This is a genomic window from Paraburkholderia sp. BL27I4N3 (assembly GCF_003386115.1).
Taxonomy (GTDB): Bacteria; Pseudomonadota; Gammaproteobacteria; order Burkholderiales; family Burkholderiaceae; genus Paraburkholderia.
Genome location: NZ_QREJ01000001.1, coordinates 6,153,383 through 6,170,053, shown reverse-complemented (window position 1 = coordinate 6,170,053; position 16,671 = coordinate 6,153,383). Strand labels below are relative to the sequence as shown.

The 16,671-nt window shown below is 64.2% G+C and carries 15 protein-coding genes; 9 read left to right on the top strand and 6 right to left on the bottom strand.

Annotated features, from left to right (window positions below; genetic code table 11):
- Positions 1 to 143: 143 nt before the first annotated feature.
- Positions 144 to 1,508: a sigma-54 dependent transcriptional regulator gene (locus tag B0G71_RS28015; protein WP_116145857.1), complete on the bottom strand. Its 1,365-nt coding sequence runs from the start codon at positions 1,506 to 1,508 to the stop codon at positions 144 to 146.
- The gene (locus B0G71_RS28010) at positions 1,493 to 3,001 is read right to left on the bottom strand and encodes a HAMP domain-containing sensor histidine kinase (RefSeq protein WP_116145856.1); all 1,509 of its coding nucleotides are present in this window, start codon (positions 2,999 to 3,001) and stop codon (positions 1,493 to 1,495) included. Before B0G71_RS28010 ends, B0G71_RS28015 begins: the two co-directional genes overlap by 16 nt.
- A 338-nt stretch (positions 3,002 to 3,339) precedes the next feature.
- Between B0G71_RS28010 and B0G71_RS28000 the strand changes: the two genes are divergently transcribed.
- A complete protein-coding gene (locus B0G71_RS28000; RefSeq protein ID WP_116145852.1) occupies positions 3,340 to 4,602 on the top strand; it encodes an MFS transporter in 1,263 nt (420 codons plus the stop codon).
- A 69-nt stretch (positions 4,603 to 4,671) separates the two neighbouring features.
- Positions 4,672 to 5,103 (top strand): response regulator, encoded by a 432-nt coding sequence (locus B0G71_RS27995; protein ID WP_181916836.1) that lies wholly within the window; start codon positions 4,672 to 4,674, stop codon positions 5,101 to 5,103.
- A gap of 40 nt (positions 5,104 to 5,143) precedes the next feature.
- On the opposite strand, the gene B0G71_RS27990 is transcribed toward B0G71_RS27995, so the two are convergent.
- Positions 5,144 to 5,473 (bottom strand): helix-turn-helix transcriptional regulator, encoded by a 330-nt coding sequence (locus B0G71_RS27990; RefSeq protein WP_116123250.1) that lies wholly within the window; start codon positions 5,471 to 5,473, stop codon positions 5,144 to 5,146.
- Positions 5,474 to 5,560: 87 nt separating this feature from the next.
- Here B0G71_RS27990 and B0G71_RS27985 point away from each other — a divergent pair, with 87 nt between their 5' ends.
- The 4 genes from B0G71_RS27985 to B0G71_RS27970 all read left to right on the top strand — a co-directional run bounded on the left by B0G71_RS27985 (position 5,561) and on the right by B0G71_RS27970 (position 9,505).
- Positions 5,561 to 6,658, top strand: coding sequence for an NADH:flavin oxidoreductase/NADH oxidase (locus B0G71_RS27985; RefSeq protein WP_116145851.1), 1,098 nt, complete (start codon positions 5,561 to 5,563; stop codon positions 6,656 to 6,658).
- Positions 6,659 to 6,894: 236 nt separating this feature from the next.
- A complete protein-coding gene (locus tag B0G71_RS27980; protein WP_116145849.1) occupies positions 6,895 to 7,926 on the top strand; it encodes a MerR family transcriptional regulator in 1,032 nt (343 codons plus the stop codon).
- A gap of 29 nt (positions 7,927 to 7,955) precedes the next feature.
- Positions 7,956 to 8,579 carry an RNA polymerase sigma factor gene (locus tag B0G71_RS27975; RefSeq protein WP_116145847.1) on the top strand — a complete coding sequence of 208 codons (624 nt, stop codon included), beginning with the start codon at positions 7,956 to 7,958 and terminating at the stop codon, positions 8,577 to 8,579.
- Positions 8,580 to 8,827: 248 nt separating this feature from the next.
- Entirely contained in the window at positions 8,828 to 9,505 is a 678-nt protein-coding gene (locus B0G71_RS27970; RefSeq protein ID WP_116145846.1) for a dihydrofolate reductase family protein, read from the top strand.
- A 94-nt stretch (positions 9,506 to 9,599) separates the two neighbouring features.
- On the opposite strand, the gene B0G71_RS27965 is transcribed toward B0G71_RS27970, so the two are convergent.
- Both B0G71_RS27965 and B0G71_RS27960 read right to left on the bottom strand, forming a co-directional pair.
- Positions 9,600 to 10,370: a DUF4410 domain-containing protein gene (locus tag B0G71_RS27965; RefSeq protein WP_404935408.1), complete on the bottom strand. Its 771-nt coding sequence runs from the start codon at positions 10,368 to 10,370 to the stop codon at positions 9,600 to 9,602.
- 756 nt (positions 10,371 to 11,126) lie between these two features.
- Entirely contained in the window at positions 11,127 to 11,576 is a 450-nt protein-coding gene (locus B0G71_RS27960; RefSeq protein WP_116145844.1) for a hypothetical protein, read from the bottom strand.
- 350 nt (positions 11,577 to 11,926) lie between these two features.
- Here B0G71_RS27960 and B0G71_RS27955 point away from each other — a divergent pair, with 350 nt between their 5' ends.
- From B0G71_RS27955 to B0G71_RS27945, 3 genes are all read left to right on the top strand, one after another.
- A complete protein-coding gene (locus B0G71_RS27955) occupies positions 11,927 to 12,352 on the top strand; it encodes a phasin family protein (protein WP_116145842.1) in 426 nt (141 codons plus the stop codon).
- 581 nt (positions 12,353 to 12,933) lie between these two features.
- Entirely contained in the window at positions 12,934 to 13,383 is a 450-nt protein-coding gene (locus tag B0G71_RS27950; RefSeq protein ID WP_116145841.1) for a DUF2844 domain-containing protein, read from the top strand.
- Positions 13,384 to 13,394: 11 nt separating this feature from the next.
- On the top strand, positions 13,395 to 14,672 hold the full coding sequence (locus tag B0G71_RS27945; RefSeq protein WP_116145839.1) for a DUF3443 domain-containing protein: 1,278 nt from the start codon (positions 13,395 to 13,397) through the stop codon (positions 14,670 to 14,672).
- Positions 14,673 to 14,756: 84 nt separating this feature from the next.
- Here B0G71_RS27945 and B0G71_RS27940 read toward each other — a convergent pair whose 3' ends face one another.
- Positions 14,757 to 16,598: an adhesin gene (locus B0G71_RS27940; RefSeq protein ID WP_116145837.1), complete on the bottom strand. Its 1,842-nt coding sequence runs from the start codon at positions 16,596 to 16,598 to the stop codon at positions 14,757 to 14,759.
- Positions 16,599 to 16,671 lie beyond the last annotated feature (73 nt).

The following is a 16,671-nucleotide window of genomic DNA, read 5'->3' as shown; positions in this document are numbered from 1 at the left end:
ACAGCAATGTCGTGCAGGAGTCTTTGCAACCACCATGCCATGCCGCTATGTGCTGTCGCGTAAGGCTTTGCGCCACGGCGTCCGGTTCAGGCTGTCGGCTGGCTGGACGCGGGGTGTCAGCCGGATGGACACCGGCAAGCGCATCAACCCAGCTTGTACGCGGCGATCTTCGTATAGAGCGACTGACGACTGATGCCGAGGCGGCGTGCGGCTTCCGCACGATTGCCGCCGGTCTGCTGCAGCGCGCGTTCGATCGCGGCGCGCTCCAGCCATTCGATCGACTGCTGTAGCGGCAGATCGAGCAGCGCGGCGGGAATCCCGTTCGCGGCGGCACGCGGCGCAGTGAGAAAAGCCAGATCGTCGGCGGTCACGAGCGGGCCGCGGCCGAGTGCCGCGACCCGTTCCATCGCGTTCTTCAACTCGCGTACGTTGCCCGGCCATGCGTGCGCGAGCAGGCGTCGTTCGGCATCGGCGCTCAGGGTCCGCACGGGACCGGCGAGGTTGGCGGCGGCGATGAGAAAGTGCGCGGCCAGCGGGAGAATGTCATCGGGGCGATCGCGCAACGGCGGCAGATGAATCGGAATCACGTTGAGCCGGTAGAACAGATCCTCGCGGAACGTGCGCGCTGCCACTTCCTCCGCAAGGTCGCGGTGCGTTGCGGCCACGATCCTCACGTCGATTGGCACACTCGTGTTGCTGCCGACCGGCGTCAGCGTGCGTTCCTGAATCACGCGTAGCAGCTTGGCTTGCATGGGCAACGGCAGGTCGCCGATCTCGTCGAGAAACAGCGTGCCGCCGTTCGCCTCGGCGATGCGCCCGGCGCGTTGCGTCACTGCGCCGGTGAAGGCGCCGCGCGCGTGGCCGAATAGTTCGCTCTCCAGAAGGTCAGCGGGAATCGCCGCGCAATTGATCGCGACGAAGGGCGCATGGCGGCGCCGCGACGCGTCGTGCAGGACGCGCGCCGCGACCTCCTTGCCGGTGCCGGTTTCGCCCGTGATCAGAACAGTCGAATCCGTGGCGGCGGCGCGGCCGATCTGCTTTTGCGCGTCGCGCAGCGCCTCGCTGTTGCCGAGCAGGCGTGGCGTGCCGTCGCTGACGTCTTCGTTCGACGCCGGCAGCGCCGGATTAGCCGCACCTCGATTGGACGCTTCGATCTTGCGCAGCAGGGACGCAATCGCGTCGCGCCCGACCGGCTTGGTGAGGTGCTCGAAAGCGCCGAGCCGCATGGCGTGAATGGTGTTGTCGCTGGTGGCGAAGGCGGTCAGCACGACCACGGGCAGCGCCGCGCGCGCCGGCATCGCGCGCAGACGCTCGAGCACGTCGATGCCGCTCAGGTCCGGCATCCTGATGTCGAGAAACATGCAATCGATGCGGGCGTCGCCGGCGAGCTGCGCAAGCGCTTGCTCGCCTGTGCCGGCCTGTTCGATCACATGGCCAAGGTCGCCGAGCGTTTCGGCGAGGCTCTCGCGAAAGGCGTCGTCGTCGTCGACGATCAGGATGTGCGCCATGGGATCTCGATCACAAAACAGGCACCGCGCTCGCGCGCTTCATGAAAGGCTCGGCCGCCATGCGCGGCGGCGATTTCCCGTACTACGGCGAGGCCAAGCCCCGAACCGGCAGCGTGGCCGGTCACGAACGGTTCGAAAATTCGCTCGCGCTCGGCTTGCGGCACGCCGGGTCCGTCGTCGGTCACTTCGATTCGCAGCGTTTCGGCGTGCCGCGCCGCGTGCAACGTGACGTTGCCGCCGGATGGCGTATGACGTAAAGCGTTGAGGAGCAGGTTATCGATGGCGCGCGCCAGTTGCTCCGCGTCGAAGCATGCCTGGGCGGGAAGCGCTTCGGCGCACTCCAACGCGAGCGCGACACCGGCCCGTGCGGCTGCGTCGTGATGCCATTCCACACGCTCGGCCAGCCAACCGCGCAAGTCGACGGCGTGGGCGTCGACACGCACGGGTTGCGTCAGCGCCAGCAGACCCGAAAGCTGCCGCTCCACCCGCTGAATCTGCTCGAGGATCGCGCCGAGCGCGCGCTGCTTGCGTTCGGCGTCGCCGTTCAGGGCATTTTCCGCCTTGAGCCGCATCGCGCCGATGGGGTTGCGGATTTCGTGCGCCATTTGCGCGGAGAACCGGCCGATCGCCGCGAACCGTTCCGCGGCCGCGAGCTGCGCATGCAGTTCGCCGGCCTGCTGCTGCAAGGAGGTGGCGCGCGTGCCGTAGGCGTTGAACGCGTGGACGATCTTGTCGAGGTCGGGCTCGCCGGTTGGTGCGATCGGGGTGAACAGGTCGGCGGGCCGGCTCAGGCCGGCCTCGATACGCGCGAGATTGGCGCGCCAGCGTCGCAGCAGAACGCCGAGTGCGATCGCGATACCGACGATCACCGCGAGCAGTACCGCGAGCGCGGTCACGAGCGCCTTGCCCGACGGTCCGAGTGGTGGATGCACGCGCGAAAGGGTCCATGCGAACAAACCATCCCGATGCGGCACCGGACAGGCGGTGACGATCACGGCGTCCTGCTGACCTTCGACGAATTCGGATGCCGCCGTATGCGTGGTGGATGCCGCGCGCAAGGTGCGCAGGATCAAGGGCGTCTCGGCATCGGGGATGTCGCGTTTGATGCCGCTGCCTTGATAGGTCGGAAACGCATACGCGTCGAAGCTGCCGCGCGGCGCGCCTTCCGGACGCCAGAAGCCGCCTTCCACGCCGTCCATTTGCGCGAGCACGATGTCGAGGATCGCGTGCATCAGGTCGGTGTTCGGCACGTTGGGCGGAGCCGGCGGCGTGGCGGCCGGCTCCGCCGCCCGGTCGACGGACAGGTCGTAGCGCGATCCGATCGTCTCGCAGCCGGCCAGCCCCTGTTGACGGGCGACGCCGATCTGGCGTCCGAGATTCGCTTGCGCCATGAACCACACGATCCCGATCAGGGCCGCACACATCACTGCAACCAGCAGCCAGAAAACGATCAGCTGACTGGCGAACGATAAACGTCGGGGAGCAGCGGCCATGAAGTGCGCGGAGAAGGACAGGAGCTAGACAGTAGCAAAATTCCGGCCCGTGGTGCTCGCGCCGACGGCGGGCGTCCGGCCGGATTGCAGGCTGGCCGGACGCCCGCTCGCGGTTGCGCCGTTGGACATTCGCTGTCCACGAATCGGACAGCGCTGTGCGGCGTCGTGGAGCGCCGGCACGCACGCGCGGCGTTCGCGCGCCGATGGCATACGAGTTGCATCGGGCTGGCCGCCATCCCGGCACGCTTTGCCAGTGAGGTCGTCCGCATGTTGAAGCCGATACGCCCGAACCATTCGCCGCGCGACGCGCGCCGGCGGTCAACCGTGCAGAGTGCCTCGTGAGCCCCCGGCGCGCGCTCGAGGCGCTGAACTTCTTCGTGGCTGATGTGCAAGCGGGCATCGGACCGTTTCTCGGCGTGTTCCTGCAGGCGCGCGGCTGGGGCGCCGATCAGATCGGCACGGTCATGACGATCGGCGGCATCGCGGGCATGCTGGCGACGTCGCCGGCCGGGGCGCTGGTCGACGCGACGCGGCATAAACGCACTCTGGTCGTGATCGCCGGCCTGATGACGATGCTGGCGTCCGGCCTGCTGTGGATCTCGCACGGTTACTGGATGGTGGCGGCGTCGCAGGTGGCGACCGCGATCACCGGCGCGGCGATCGGCCCCGCCTTGGCGGGCATGACGCTCGGCATGGTCAGGCAGCAAGGTTTCGACCGGCAGTTCGGCCGCAATCAGGTCGCCAATCATGGCGGCAATGTCGTGGCGGCGGCACTGTCCGGCTGGCTGGGCTGGCGCTACGGATTCGGCGCGGTGTTCGTCCTGAGCGCGTTGTTCGGCTTGTTGTCGATCGTCGCCGTGGCGTCGATTCCGGGCGACGCGATCGATCACGAGGCCGCGCGGGGCGCCGGTGCCGAACTGAACGCCGGCGCATCGGCCGCCACTGGCGAACCGCCGGCGAGCGGCTTGCGAGTGTTGTTGCAATCCCGCCCGTTGCTCCTGCTCGCCGCCGCGCTGGGCTTGTTCCACCTCGGCAACGCGGCGATGCTGCCGCTCTACGGGCTCGCGATCGTCGCCGCGCATCAAGGCGAGCCGAGCGCGTTCACCGCGCAGACCATCGTCATCGCGCAACTCGTGATGGTCGCGGCCGCCATGCTGGCGAACCGGCTGATTCGCTGGGGCGGCTACTGGTGGGTGATCCTGCTGACTTTCCTCGCGCTGCCGCTGCGCGGGCTGATCGCCGCGTCGGTGATTCACGCGTGGGGCGTGTGGCCGGTGCAAGCGCTCGACGGCATCGGCGCGGGTCTGCAGAGCGTCGCGGTGCCGGCGCTGGTGGTGCGTCTGCTGGAAGGCAGCGGGCGCGTGAACGTCGGCCAGGGCGTCGTGATGACGGTGCAGGGCGCCGGCGCGGCCTTGAGCCCGGCGTTGGGCGGAATTCTCGCGCACCGTTTCGGTTATCCCGCCGCGTTTATCGCGCTCGGTGCGGTGTCGACCGGTTCGCTGGTGTTGTGGCTGGGCTTCGGGGCGTCGCTCAGGCATGCGTGCGCAGCACGTGAAGAAGCGGCGCGCGATACGGTAGAGGCAACGTCCCCGATTTCGTGACGCTGCTTCCCCGGCCGTTGGTATGCCGTTTGCTGTCCGCTGATGTTTCTATCGCAAGCGGTCACGCCTATGTCCCGAACCCCCGCTACTTGCCAAAGATGGAGCGCCCGTGAGATCCGGGTATTGCACGAATTGCCGCGCGTACTGGTCGTCGACGACAACGTCGGCGCCGCCGAAGCGCTCGCCACCTATCTCTCCTATGAAGGCGTCGAAGCTCGCGCCGCCGATGGCTGCGAGCAGGCGCTGCGCTGCGTGCGGGACTGGGTGCCCGACGTGGTGGTGCTCGACATCATGATGCCGGAGCGCGACGGCTACGAAACCGCGAGCGCGCTACGCAGCTGTCTGCCGACGCAGAGTCTGGGCATTGTCGCGTTCACGTCGCTCGATGAGGATCACGTGAAGGAAACCGGCAAGGCACGTCACAATTTCGACGGGTATTGTCAAAAAGGCACGGCCCCGACGGCGTTGCTCGCGCTGATGCGAAAGCTTTGGCGGGAATAGAAGCGGCGGATCATCGCGCGCGCGACGCCGCGCCGTGACGTCAAGCCGGTTCGCTCTCCACCGGTTCCGCGACGATCTGCTTGAGAATCGCCTCCATCAAGCCCGGAAACCGGGCGTCCAGTTCCGCGCGCCGCAGCGAATTCTGATGCACGGTGCCGGCCACGCGCGTGCGCACGAGACCCGCTTCACGCAGGATCCGGAAGTGATGGGACACGCTCGACTTCGGGCGGCCGCCGTCGAGTTCGCCGCAGGTGGCCTCGTCGACCGACGCGAGGCGCCGCACGATCTCGAGGCGGACCGGGTCGCTGAGTGCATGAAAGAGCCGCCCGAGCGCGAAATCCTCGGCGGCGGGGTGGTTATAAGTGCGCATGCTGCAAATGATAAAGGTTTCTGCGATACTTCGTTATTCGATGTTTATCGAACTACCGTACAAGCAAGTCCAGAGGAGTTTAGCCTGATGTCCGCATTGTTCCAGCCCTACAAGCTCAAAGACGTTTCCCTGCGTAACCGGATTGCGATTCCGCCGATGTGCCAGTACACCGCCGAAGACGGCCTGATCAACGACTGGCACCGCATCCACCTGGCCGGTCTGGCGCGCGGCGGCGCGGGCCTGGTGATCGTCGAGGCAACGGCCGTGTCGCCTGAAGGCCGTATCACGCCGGGCTGCGCCGGCATCTGGACGGACGAGCAGGCGCAGGCTTTCGCGCCGGTGGTGGCCTCGATCAAGGCCGCGGGCTCGGTGCCCGGCATCCAGATCGGTCACGCGGGCCGCAAAGCGAGCGCCAACCGTCCGTGGGAAGGCGACGACCATATCGCCGCCGACGACAGCCGCGGCTGGCAAACCATCGCGCCGTCGGCAATCGCATTCGGCGGCGGTCTGCCGAAGGTGCCGAAAGCCATGACGCTCGACGACATCGCGCGCGTTCGCGAGGATTTCGTCGCGGCCGCGAAGCGTGCGCGTGACGCGGGCTTCGAATGGCTCGAACTGCATTTCGCGCACGGCTATCTCGGCCAGAGCTTCTTCTCGACGCATTCCAACCAGCGCGACGACGCCTACGGCGGCAGCCTGGAGAACCGCAGCCGCTTCCTGCTCGAAACGCTGGCGGCGGTGCGCAAGGTGTGGCCGGAGCATCTGCCGTTGACGGCGCGTTTCGGCGTGATCGAGTACGACGGCCGCGACGAGGAAACCCTTGTCGAATCGATCGAACTGGCGAGGAATTTCAAGCGTGAGGGACTGGATATGCTGAGCGTCAGCGTGGGCTTCTCCACGCCGAAGGCGGCGATTCCGTGGGCGCCGGCGTTTCTCGCGCCGATCGCCGAGCGCGTGCGCCGCGAGGCCGGGATTCCGGTTTCGTCGGCGTGGGGTATCGACACGCCGGAACTGGCGGACCGTTCGGTGAAGGACGGTCAACTGGATCTGGTGATGGTCGGCCGCGCGCATCTGGCCGATCCGCACTGGCCGTATCATGCGGCGAAAAAGCTCGGCATCGAGCGTCCGTCGTGGACGTTGCCGGCGCCTTATGCTCATTGGCTGGAGCGCTATAAGGTCGCTTAAGCGACCGAGTTGGCGCATCGTGTCTGTTGCGCAAATTGTGCCGCCTGCGCCGCCGCTTTATGCGGCGGGTCAGGCGGCACATTTCATTCCGCCTGCAGGTTAGCGCGTGGTGTAGCCGTTAAAAATCATGGTGCATCAAAAATATCGTTTCAGCGTTGGAAAATGAGTCGCTAAATCGTTTCATGTCGCGTGAAATGAACTATGCTTGAAACGAACATCGGCTCATTTAGGGTTTCATGATGACTTCATCTGACGAGCAGCAACCGGCTCAACAGGGCTACAGAAGCGGCGAAGCAGCGCGTCTGGCCAAGATGCCGGTTACGACCTTGCGGATCTGGGAGCGCCGTTACGGCGTGGTCGGGCCCGCCAAAACCGCGTCAGGCCAGCGTCTGTACACGGAAGACGACGTCCGGCGACTCAGTCTGATCAAACTGCTGGTGAGCCGCGGCCACGCGATCGGCGCGATCGCGCGGCTCGATCGCGAGCAATTGCAGTTTCTGGCGGCGCGCGGCGGACGCGAGAGCGGCGGCGCAACCGACCTGCCGCTGGTCGAGTCCGTCGATCTCAGGCTCGCCCTCGTGGGCGGCAGCCTTGCGCAGCGTTTTCGGGCGTCGGGCGTCGATTTGCGGCCCTATGGCGTGAACGAACTGCTCACGTTTGCAGATCTCTCCATCGCCGTGGCCAGTGGCGGCACGAGCGCCGAGCGCGGCGCGCCGATCGACGCCTTGCTGGTCAGCGTCGACTCCCTGCAAGAGGACGTCGCGTCGCAGGTCGTCGCGCTCGGCGACGCGGTTCGCGCAAAAGCGATCGCGGTCGTCTACAGCTTCGGCACGGACCCGGCGGCGGAGATTCTGCGCGTGGCGGGCGTGCGTCTTTATCGCGAGCCCGACAGCCGCACCGAATTCCGTCAGATGCTCGGCGACCTGTGCGAACGCGTCCGCATTCAGGAACGCATCGGCGACGACGCCGTGTGGTCGCGCGTGCGCCGTCGCTACGACGACCGCGAGCTGGAAGTGATTGCGAGCCGTTCTTCGACGATCGCGTGCGAATGTCCGCGTCACCTCGCGGAACTGGTCATGAAGCTGTCGGCGTTCGAGCGCTACAGCGACGCGTGCACGTCGCGCTCTGCGCAGGACGCCGCGCTGCACCGCTATCTGGGCGACGTCAGCAATCGGGCTTGCGCGATGGTCGAGGCGGCGCTTGAGCGTGTCGCGCGGGAAGAAGGCTGGTTTGCCGGATCGCAGTCGCCGCAGGCCGGTCAGGAATAACGCGCGCGCACCGTCCCGGAGGATGTGCAATGTCACATGATGCTTCGACCGACGCGACCATCAGCGCGTCCGCACTGGATCAGAAGAGCGCGTATCTCGCGGCGCTCCTCGAACGTGTTTCGAGGCACGAGGCCGGCGCGTTCGAGGCGCTGTACCGGGCGTCGGCGCCGTCGCTGTTCGGCCTTGCGGTGCGTGTCACCCGCACCAGCGAATCGGCCGAAGAAGTCGTGCAGGAAGGCTTCGTCAAGATCTGGCGCTTCGCCGGATCGTACGACCCGGGCAAGGCTTCGCCGTCCACGTGGATGTCGACCATCGTGAAGAATCAGGCGCTCGATTATTTGCGGCGCAATCCGTACTCCGGCGTATATGTTGACGAGCTGGACGAACGCATTGCCGCAAGCGACGCCGACGTGAACGTCTGGCAGGAGTTCGCGCTGGATGCCGAGCGTCTGTCCTCCTATCTAGGCCAGTTGGCGCCGGTTCAGCGCCAGGCGATCGCGCTTGCCTATTTCCGGGGTCAGTCGCAATCGGAGATCGCGCATACGCTCGATGCCCCGGTCGGCACGGTGAAAAGCTGGATCAAACGCGGACTGGAGTCGCTGCGTGCCATGGCCGATGCGCGACCGGCGCCGCATCACGGTGGCCTATACTGAGCCGCTAGCCGCTAGCCGCTAGCCGCTAGCCGCTAGCCGCTAGCCGCTAGCCGCTAGCCGCTTACCGCTCGCCGCACGGCATGACATCGCGTCGCGCATTCGCCGCGGCTTGCCTGGCAAGGTCACGGATGGATCGGCCGCTTGCCGCGCGACCGAGGTCACGCACCCTGCCCAAACGGAATCAACGCGGTTGCGGAACAGCCCTTGCTGCAAGGTTTCTTCATTGACCTGACACGGAGGCTTGACGCATGAACCCTTATATCGTCGCTCACATGATGTCCTCGCTCGACGGCCGCAGCCTGACGGACGGCTGGCATCTCGACTACGCCTCGGACCTGTACGAAAGCACCGCAGCCAATTTCGAAGCCGACGGCTGGATCTGCGGACGCGTCACCATGCAAGAAATTGCGCATGGCACGGATTATCCGAAAGGGCTCGCCAAGGGCGCCGTGCCGCGCACCGATCACTTCGTCGAACGCAAAGCGGATCAGTACGCGATCTCAATCGATCCGCAAGGCCGCGTGGCGTGGAAGAGCAACACCGCGCTCAAGTCGCACGTGGTCGAAGTGCTGACCGAACAGGTTGCCGACGACTACCTCGCTTACCTGCAATCGATCGACGTGTCGTACATATTCGGCGGCAAGACCGAACTCGATCTCGGCAAGGTCGTGCAAACGCTCGCGCGTGAACTCGGTGTGAAGAAGCTGATCGTAGAGGGCGGTTCGCATGTGAGCGGCGCGTTCGTGAACGCGGGCCTCGTCGACGAAGTGAGCGTGCTGATTTTGCCGCTGGTGGATGGCCGCAGCGAACACCCTTCCTCGTTCGAAGTGGCAATGGAGAAGTGGCAAGCGCCCGCGTATCTGAAGCTCACGTCCGTTGAACAGAAGGACCACGGTGCGGTGTGGCTGCGTTATACGAAGACCTGAAAGCAAACGGCAGAGTCGGATCGAATTCCGACTCTGCCGCGCGCCGTTCACGCCGTTCACGACCGCTGCGATTCAACCAACCGGCGACGGGTTATCAGCCTTTGACGTGCTCCGTCGAGAGCCAGCCACCGCTTACGCCGATCTCGCCAATCTGCTTGGCCACCGCGTCGGCGAGGCGCTTTGCATCCGCTGACACGCCGGCGCGTTTCTTTTCGGATACGGCATGCAGACCGCCACCGACTGCCGCCGAGGTCGCGATACTGCCGGCCGCCGCGCCCACGCCGGCAGTCTCGACCATACCCGGCGCCTTGCCGCTGTCGGCGTTCGCGGTGAAGGTCTGCACCAGACGCGGCGCGCCGCCGGCGGGCTTATACAGAATCTGCACGGAACTGCTCACCTGGCTCTTGCCCGCACCGAGGCCGATCAACAGGCGGCGACGGCGATTGCCCGAGTCGATCGTGTCGAAGTTGCCTTGCACGAGCAGCACATTCTGATCGGCGGGCGCGGGGATGTCCGAGCGGATCGCACGCAGACCCATCGACTGCAATTGATGCACGATTTCGTCGGCGACCTGCTCGCGGACTTCGGCGGCATCGGTGGCCTGTTTTTGCGCGGCGGACGAACCTTCGAGCTGCGTCTTCAGTTTCTGCATCATGCCGCCGTCCAGTTTGACCTGGTCCGGATTGGCGTCGAAGGTGTAGACATAGATGTTGTCCGGGCGCACCTGGACCGGCGTGCTCGCCGCGCTTGCATCCTTGATGCTGCCGCCGGCGCAACCGGTCAGCAGTGCGCTGCAGCAGACCATCGCCACGCAGGCCAGACGGGCGGCATTTTTTCTGAGAAATTTCATTGAAGTAGGCAACATTGTTGATCCTGTCGTCGGCACGCGGTGCCGGAATGTTCGAACGTTCTCTCGATGATCGGGCAACCGTAGGATCGTTGATCATCGGCGAACGTCTCGCACGTGAAGCACCCTTGATCTCATGCGTTTTGTTTCTTACGCACCGGCAGCGAAACGAAGTATGGGCGCGTGACTTCCCGAACTCCATTCAACAATTATTTCGTCCTATGTCATGGCGCGAAGCGGTGTCGCGTGAGGCTTTCGCGTGTCGTGAAAGTCAGCGAAGTCAGCGGACGTGACGGGAAAAGGGAGGATGTGCGGATGAGGATCGGCCGCGCCAGCAAGTGGCGTGGGGTCGCCCAACGGCGAGTGCGACGCCGTGCTTATTCGGCCATCAACTCAAGGCAAGCTTGATGATGCAGCCAAGGACAAAAACCAGTAGAACGGCGGCAACGGCCATGTTCAGCGGGTAGCGCATTCTTCACCAGAGCACGAGTGTTGCGGTGCTCATATCCTAATCACCTGACGGACGATGAGAAGTGGTCAGTGAAGCGGCAATGTGGGAAAGCTAACGCAGGATGCTGAATGGTTAGACCGGGTCCAGGCGGGAGCGCTTCCAATCGTCAGGCGAAAAAACGGCCGCGCCTGACACGCACTGGCTTGCCTGTCGAGCGATCACTCAGCTAGAGAGAGACGCAGCGGCGAAGCGCGCCTTAAACCGATCACATCGTTCATGCGCGGCGTCACAGCGAGACTTGCACCACGACGCCGTCGCGCGCATTACTGCGCCTGAGCCGGCGGTGGCATCCCGCCTGGCGCGCCGTGCGGCGCCTTGTTCGCAGCGGCGAGGTCTTCCGACAGACTGGTGCGCAGCGTAGCGATCGCCTGGTCCGGATTAGCGGGCTTCAACTGCTCGCGAGCCAGCGAGTCGTACACGTAATGACGCAGCATCGGATCTTGCGTTTTGTTCAACACGTCGTGATACACGGCGATGATTTCACCTTCATGTCCGCTCATGGCGTAAAGGCGGCGCAACTGTTCCAGATCGTTGATCACGGCGAAGCCGGGGCCCATCGGACCCATCCGGCCAAGCGGCGGCGGCCCGTCGCCGTGCTGCGGCTCGCCGTGCGACCGAGGGGCCGCGGGCGGTGGCGCTTCCTGGGCAAACGCGGCAGTCGCGGCCAGAGTCAGAACGGCGCTCAGCGCCGCGCTCAAGATTGATTTTTTCATGAACTCGCTCCCATCGAGACAAGGCCGGCGCTACAGTGCGCCGGCACATGAGCAACGATAATCGACATGCCAATTCGTAGGGTTACTGAAGCCGCCGTGTAACTTACCGCGCCTTCCATGTTGCGCGGACGGTGGCGGCCAGGTCTGTGGACGGCGCGGCGTGAGCCAGGGTGTGCCCGCTGGCGCATTGTTTCCGGATGGCGCATGATTGGACGATGTGCCGTCCGACCCCAGAACCCGTCCGTTCCCACGGACGCACGGCACACGCCGCGCCGCCAGTGCATGCGTCACGCAGACATAACGCGGCGATGCACCGCCGGCGAGTATTCAACCGTTAAGGAGGATTTCGCATGGACCGACCTGACGCCGCCAATCCGTTTGGCGATTTCACCAAAATGCTGGAGCAGTTCAAGCTCCCCGGCTTTGACGTACCCGCCATCATGGAAGCGCGACGCAAGGACGTGGAAGCACTGGTTCAGGCGAATCAGACTGCTTTCCAGGGGATGCAGTCGCTTGCGCAGAAACAGGCCGACATGTTGCGCTCGACCTTGCGCGAATTGCAGTCGCTGACGGGGCAGTTGTCAGCCGGCGGCGCCGCGCCTTCGGGCAAAGCTGCCGAGTTGATCCAGCAAAGTCTGCACAAGTCGCTTGCCGATATGCAGCAACTGGCGCAAGCCGCGTATCAGACACAAGCCGAGTCGTACGCGGTGATCGCAAAACGCGTAGAAGAAAACGTGCAGGAGCTTAAATCGCTTTTGCAGCAGCAGAAAAAGTAACGAACGCTGATGCGTTGAATCGCTGACGCGTCACGTTCGAGTCACCGATGCCGCAGATAACCTTCGAGTTATCCGCGGCATTTTTTTGTTCTGGAAATCACGGCCGACGCATCGATTATCTGGTCCTACAAAAACCCTTTTAAGGCCTTGTCTTGTCGGACAAAAAGCGGCATTTTGTTCGATCTTTTCAGTGTCCGCTTACATTCGCCGCACAACGCTGCGCGCATCAATTTTTTTCTGCGTCGACCTTCGGCCGCGCGTTTCATTGTTCGCTTTAAACGAGCCGCGACGCGAAAATGCGCGCTCAAGCGCCGCCCCTTCGTGATCTGGTCCTGAAATATCAAACCGGCCCAAACGACGCCGCGCGGAGCAAAGGTTTAAATCTCTGCGCAAACGATTGGCGCGCGTCGCCGCCACGCCTAAAGTTTCGCGCCGCCACTCCGTAGACGCATTCACGCAGCCCAACCAGTGTGAATGCAGCGCGGCACCACCGGCGAAGCGTGCGCCCCTAGTTTTCCGTTCGTGATCGGCTCGATGCCAGGTCACGAGCGTTTCACCTCGAAGGAACTCACTTGAAACCGATGCTCTATTCCCGCATTGCTCACGCAATGCTCGGGGCAGGCTGGGTGCTGTCGTTTGGCGCGCATGCGACGCTGGGCCAGAACGTCAGCACCGTCGACGGCGATCAATCCCGATTGCGCGCGGTGGCGCACACAGCCACTACGCAAAGCGCGTACTCGGTACACCTGATGACGCTGCCGTCCGGCACGCTGGTGCGCGAGTACGTCGCGCGCAACGGCATCGTGTTCGGCGTCGCGTGGGAAGGGCCGACGCTGCCCGATCTGAAATCCATGCTCGGGACTTTCTTCGACGCGTATGTCGTCGCCGCCACGACGCGCCACGGTACGCCGCTCGCGGTTTCCAGTAGCGACCTGGTCGTGTACTCCGGTGGGCATCTGCGCGCGTTCTCCGGCCATGCATACCTGCCGCAAGCGGTGCCGGCGGGCGTCGATGTCGGCGTCATTCAATAACGGAGCGGACCATGCGCCTTGCGTCTTCGTTCAAAACTTTGCTGTGCGCGGCATTGCTCGCGTTGCTCGTCAGTGCCTGCGGCGGCGGGGGCGGTGGCTCCAGCGGTTCAGGCAGCGCGGCCGGCACTAACGGTTCGACCAGCACCTCGTCAGGTCCGTCAGTGGCCAACACCTCGCCGCTGTCGCAAACGCTGGCTGCAAACGCAGTGCGCGTGACGGTCGATTCCGGCGTGAGCGATGTGCCGAACATGCCGTTCGTGAGCCTCACCATCTGCGCGCCGGGCACGACGCAATGTCAAACCATCGATCACGTGCTGGTCGATACCGGGTCGTGGGGCGTGCGCCTGTTCGCGTCCCAGTTGCCTGCTTCGATGACGCTGCCGCAACAGCAAGACGCGTCGGGCCATCTGGTCGCCGAATGCATGCAGTTTTTCGACGGCTACACGTGGGGCCCGGTCAAACTCGCCGACTTGCAGATTGCCGGCGAAAAAGCCGCGTCGCTGCCGATCCAGGTGATCGACCCGAATTACGCAACGCTGCCCGCCGATTGCGCGAACTTCGGCGCGCCGCGCAACACGCCGGCCACGTTGCAGGCCAACGGCATTCTCGGCATTGGCGTATTCAAGCACGATTGCGGCGCGAACTGCGTCCAGCAGGCGCTGGCCGGCACGTACTACGGCTGCAACGGCGCGACATGCACGTCGATTCCGCTCGCCGAAGGGTTGCAAGTGGCCAATCCGGTTCCGTACTTCGCCACCGACAACAACGGTTCGCTGCTGAGCCTGCCGGCGGTATCGGGCGGCGCGCAGTCGGTCAGCGGGCAACTGATATTCGGTATCGGCACGCAGACCAACAATACGCTGGGCGGCGCGCAGGTGATTGGCGTGAGTCCGTCGAATGGTACCTTCACGACCGTGCAGAACGGCATCACGTATTCGCGCAGTATTCTGGACAGCGGCTCGACTGGCCTGTTCTTTCAGACCAGTGCGTTGCCGGTCTGCGCGAGCCCGAACAATTCGTACTACTGCCCGGTGTCGACCGAGCAATTGAGCGCGATGATCCAGGGCGTGAACGGCACCACGAGCGCGGTGAATTTCAGCGTCGGCAATGCCACCACGATCGCCCAGACGTATAGCGGCGATTCAGCGCTGCCGCTTCTGGCGGGACCGGCGTTCGTCACGTCTTCGATCTTCGACTGGGGCTTGCCGTTCTTTTACGGCCGCAGTGTGTACGCCGCCATCGAGCAGCAGCCGACTCCCGGCGGCATGGGCCCTTACGTCGCGTATTGAGCAAGGCGACAGACGACGGATGTGAAAACGGGCCGCGACGGAGATCTTCCGTCGCGGCCCGTGCGTTTGACGCGGTCGAATGACTTACCGTTTGCCGAGACCGTTCAGCAACTTCAATACGCCCTCACCGAACGCCTCGGGGCGTCCCTCGAAGATCCGCTCGACCGCTTTTCCGTCGATCAGGCGTCGGCGCAGCGCTTCGCGCTCATCGTGCTGTTCGGCAAGCCGGGCGGCGGCGCGCACGTATTCGCCGATCGAGTGAGTCGTGAGCCACGACGGCAGACCAGCGCGCTCGAAGAGGCCGCTGTCGATATGCTCGAACACTTCACGTCCGCACAGGTTGACGCCGGGCAGGCCCATCGTGAACGAATCGACAATGCCGTTGGTATTGCCGAACGGGAACGGGCTCACGAACATGTCCATCGTGTTGAGGATCTTCAGATATTCGGGATAACTGAGCGAGCCGTAGACATCCACGCTCGATTCCGGCAGCGTCGCGTAGATCGATTTTCTGACGTACGCGAGATCGATGCTTTCGCTCCAGCATGTCATGAAATGGAATTTGACCGGCACGCGCGCGGTGTGAACGATCGCCTTGCACGTTTCGAGAAAGTGCGGATTGATTTTCATCGCGCTGGCCGTCACGCCGATGTTGACCACTTCGCCGCGCTCCGGCACGGACGGCACGACGTTGGTGAGCAGTTTCGACGGCACGTACGGTTGGCCATCTTTCGGCAAACGCAGCATTTTTTCGCTGAAGCAGGCCGGATCGCCGACGAAATCGTCCTCGACGCTCACGTAGTCCATATGCGCCGCGTGCATCGTCGCGGGATGGCCGAGTCCCGCGATCTGCAGCGGCGCGACGCGCAGGTTCGACAGAAAGATCGTGTGCGAGAACATGCCGACGCTCGGCATATAGAGCACGTCCGGCTTCTCGCGCGTGGCGAATTCCTGGATTTGACGGATGCAGTCGCCGATATATTCCGGATGCTCGAATTCGACGAAGCGGTCGAAAATCGCGCGCCCCGCTTCGTCCACGTGCTGCGCCTCGCCGAACGCGACGACTTCGAAATGCTGGCGCGCGGCGAGCATGGTGCGCGAATGGGTTCGATAGATCGAGTGACCGCCCGAGAACCATTCGAGCACGACGAGCATTACCGGCTTGCGTCCTTTGAGTCTGGTGCGGGAGACGCTGGCCTCGTGGCCGAGCAGGCCGAGCGTGTCCAGCTTCTTGCGCACCAGCCTGTTGATGCTGCGCTTGATCTCATGCCGGTCAGGCGAGGTCGAATAACTGCAGTGCATGTAGGCGCCGCAGACGGCGCCCGTCGGCAAGTCGTCGAGGTCTTCGATCGTGTCGAGCGCGCCGGGCAACCATTCGAGCAGACGTTCGCGCTTTTCGTGCGCGGCGGGGGAGATGTGCACCGCCCCGGCGACCATCGAAACGCCAAGGCTCGTCGCGAGCACGGGGTCGCGCTGGTGGAGGTCGGCAAAATCGATATCGTATTGCGAGCCCGAGGTGTAGAGCACGAGTTGCTTGCGGGTTAACGTGGCGCGCGCTTCATCGTCGTTCTGGACGGTTTCGAGGAGCTTGCGCACGATGTGATCCGTCGATCCATACGATGACACGGCGAAGATCATGTTGATCCACGGCCGGCCCCAGAACATGACGTTTATCTTCTCCGCCTCGAGCGGATACTCGGGGGCGGAAAACAGCGTTGTGAAACCGTCGGCGATGCGCTGCAAGGTATCCAGCGATTTTTCGTCATCAGGTGAGTTTGGCGTGGTGCGGGCGAAGGGTTCGGCGCCGAGTCTGCCGCGCTTGCCGGACAGCGTCTTGAGTAGCGTGCAGAACTCCTCGTGCGCGGCGTCGTAGTCGCGGGACTGGATCTGGGATTCGAAACGTTCGAGGGAAAATTCGGTGCTCATGGCTTGGGTCGATGGTGAACGGCTTGCGGCGTTCCGCATGCGCGTTATGTTCAATGACAGGGAGGCGGGCGGC

Excerpts from the sequence above, each read along its gene's own strand:
- B0G71_RS28015 (WP_116145857.1), bottom strand. The coding sequence starts at position 1,508 with ATGGCGCACATCCTGATCGTCGACGACGACGACGCCTTTCGCGAGAGC.
- B0G71_RS28010 (WP_116145856.1), bottom strand. The coding sequence starts at position 3,001 with ATGGCCGCTGCTCCCCGACGTTTATCGTTCGCCAGTCAGCTGATCGTT.
- B0G71_RS27995 (WP_181916836.1), top strand. The coding sequence starts at position 4,672 with ATGTCCCGAACCCCCGCTACTTGCCAAAGATGGAGCGCCCGTGAGATC.
- B0G71_RS27990 (WP_116123250.1), bottom strand. The coding sequence starts at position 5,473 with ATGCGCACTTATAACCACCCCGCCGCCGAGGATTTCGCGCTCGGGCGG.
- B0G71_RS27985 (WP_116145851.1), top strand. The coding sequence starts at position 5,561 with ATGTCCGCATTGTTCCAGCCCTACAAGCTCAAAGACGTTTCCCTGCGT.
- B0G71_RS27980 (WP_116145849.1), top strand. The coding sequence starts at position 6,895 with ATGATGACTTCATCTGACGAGCAGCAACCGGCTCAACAGGGCTACAGA.
- B0G71_RS27975 (WP_116145847.1), top strand. The coding sequence starts at position 7,956 with ATGTCACATGATGCTTCGACCGACGCGACCATCAGCGCGTCCGCACTG.
- B0G71_RS27970 (WP_116145846.1), top strand. The coding sequence starts at position 8,828 with ATGAACCCTTATATCGTCGCTCACATGATGTCCTCGCTCGACGGCCGC.
- B0G71_RS27965 (WP_404935408.1), bottom strand. The coding sequence starts at position 10,370 with ATGTTGCCTACTTCAATGAAATTTCTCAGAAAAAATGCCGCCCGTCTG.
- B0G71_RS27960 (WP_116145844.1), bottom strand. The coding sequence starts at position 11,576 with ATGAAAAAATCAATCTTGAGCGCGGCGCTGAGCGCCGTTCTGACTCTG.
- B0G71_RS27955 (WP_116145842.1), top strand. The coding sequence starts at position 11,927 with ATGGACCGACCTGACGCCGCCAATCCGTTTGGCGATTTCACCAAAATG.
- B0G71_RS27950 (WP_116145841.1), top strand. The coding sequence starts at position 12,934 with ATGCTCTATTCCCGCATTGCTCACGCAATGCTCGGGGCAGGCTGGGTG.
- B0G71_RS27945 (WP_116145839.1), top strand. The coding sequence starts at position 13,395 with ATGCGCCTTGCGTCTTCGTTCAAAACTTTGCTGTGCGCGGCATTGCTC.
- B0G71_RS27940 (WP_116145837.1), bottom strand. The coding sequence starts at position 16,598 with ATGAGCACCGAATTTTCCCTCGAACGTTTCGAATCCCAGATCCAGTCC.